This window comes from Olsenella massiliensis, assembly GCF_001457795.1.
GTDB classification, from domain to species: domain Bacteria; phylum Actinomycetota; class Coriobacteriia; order Coriobacteriales; family Atopobiaceae; genus Olsenella_F; species Olsenella_F massiliensis.
Genome location: NZ_LN898203.1, coordinates 1 through 1,811, shown reverse-complemented (window position 1 = coordinate 1,811; position 1,811 = coordinate 1). Strand labels below are relative to the sequence as shown.

General features: G+C 68.6%; 2 protein-coding genes. Both read left to right on the top strand.

What is annotated here, in order from left to right; translation table 11 throughout:
* The coding region (locus BN3001_RS00065; protein ID WP_058269806.1) for a peptidoglycan D,D-transpeptidase FtsI family protein at window positions 1-1,566 on the top strand (1,566 nt) is incomplete at its 5' end.
* 23 nt (window positions 1,567-1,589) lie between these two features.
* Window positions 1,590-1,811 (top strand): Mur ligase domain-containing protein (locus BN3001_RS00060; RefSeq protein ID WP_058269805.1); only part of this gene is annotated, 222 nt, incomplete at its 3' end.

The following is a 1,811-nucleotide window of genomic DNA, read 5'->3' as shown; positions in this document are numbered from 1 at the left end:
CTGAAGGCCGCCGCCGCGAGCCTCAGCTCCAACGAGGTGGCCATCGAGGCCAGGCGCGGCACCATCTATGATCGCAACGGCAACGTCCTCGCCATCAGCGTGGACTGCACCACCGTCTACTGCAACCCCCGCGAGATCGAGGACGTCACCGCCGCCGCCCGCGTCCTGGCGGCTGACCTGGGAGGGGACGCGTCGTCCTATGTCGCGAGCCTCTCGGCCGACGCGAGCTTCTCCTACGTGAGGCGCAAGGTTGACAAGGACAAGGTCGAGAGGCTCAAGGAGGACTTGTCCGCGGCCAACGTGAGGGGCGTCTACTACCTTCCCGACAGCAAGCGCCAATATCCCCACGGCGACGTGGGCGGGCAGGTCCTGGGCGTCGTCGGCACGGACGGCGACGGCCTCTCGGGCCTGGAGCTCTATTACAACGACGTGCTCGCGGGCACCGACGGCACGATGACCATGGAGGTGGGCCAGGACGGCACGCCCGTCGCGGGGGGCGCCAGCCAGGTCATTGAGGCCAAGCGCGGCACCGACATCGTCATCTCGCTCGACATCGACATCCAGGAGGTCTCCGAGCGGGTCATCAGGAGCGGCGTCTCCACGTACAAGGCCGCGTCCGGCTCGGTGGTCGTGACGGACCCCGCGACCGGCGAGATCCTGGCGGCCTGCTCGACGCCCCTGCTTGCGATCACGGACACCTCGACCATCGAGGAGGGGGCGCTCAGCCTCAAGCCCGTCTCGTCCTCCTTCGAGCCCGGGTCGATCTTCAAGCTGATCACCATGGCCGTCGGCATCGACGACGGGCTCATCACCCCCGACACCCGCTACTCGGTGCCGGCCAGGACCAAGGTCGGTGACGACTACGTCAGGGATGACGACGGTCGCGACTACACGATGGACATGACCGTCCGCGAGGTGCTGCGCCGCTCGTCCAACGCGGGCACCTCCCTGATCGCGCAGGGGACCATCGGGGCCGACAACTTTGCCGCCGGCATCTCGAAGTTTGGCATAGGGCAGCCAAGCGGCGTCGACTTTCCGGGCGAGGCGGCGGGCATCGTGAAGGCGCGTGACGAGTATGACGGGGCGAGCGTGGGCGCCATGTCCTTCGGCCAGTCGCTCGCCTTTCCCATGATGCAGATGGTCAAGGCCGTCGGCGCCCTCGCCAACGACGGGACGCTCGAGACGCCTCACTTCCTCGTCAGCAAGGGGGGCGAGAAGGTCGCCTGGGACAGCCCCGGCACCGCCGTGTCAAAGGAGACGGCAGACCAGGTGACCGACATGATGCGCACGGTCGTGCAGGAGGGCACCGCAACTTCGGCCCAGGTCAAGGGGTATGACGTGGCAGGCAAGACCGGCACGGGCGAGCAGGCGGACGAGTCGGGCGGCTACGCGGCTGCGAGCTACGTCTCGTCCCTCATAGGCTTCGCCCCCGCCGCCGACGCCAAGGTTCTCGTCTACGTGGGGCTCAACGGCACGCCCTACCTCGCGCAGAGCTCCGCCGCCGTGCTCTTCTCGTCTATCATGGGTGCGTCACTTGCCGATCTGGGCATACCGCCCGACGCGTAGGCAGGAAAGGAAGGCCAACGACCATGCTTGAGACCACCGTCAGCGAGCTGTGCCGCGCGACGGGCGCGACGCTCCTTTGCGGCAGCCCCTCCATCCCCCTGCGCGGCGTCACGACCGACTCTCGCGCCGTGGTCGAGGGCGGGCTCTTCGTCTGCTTTCCCGGCGAGCGCGTCGACGGCAACGACTTTGCCGCCGCCGCCCTCGACGCCGGCGCCGCCGCGGTCGTGCTCACGCGCCCCGCGACC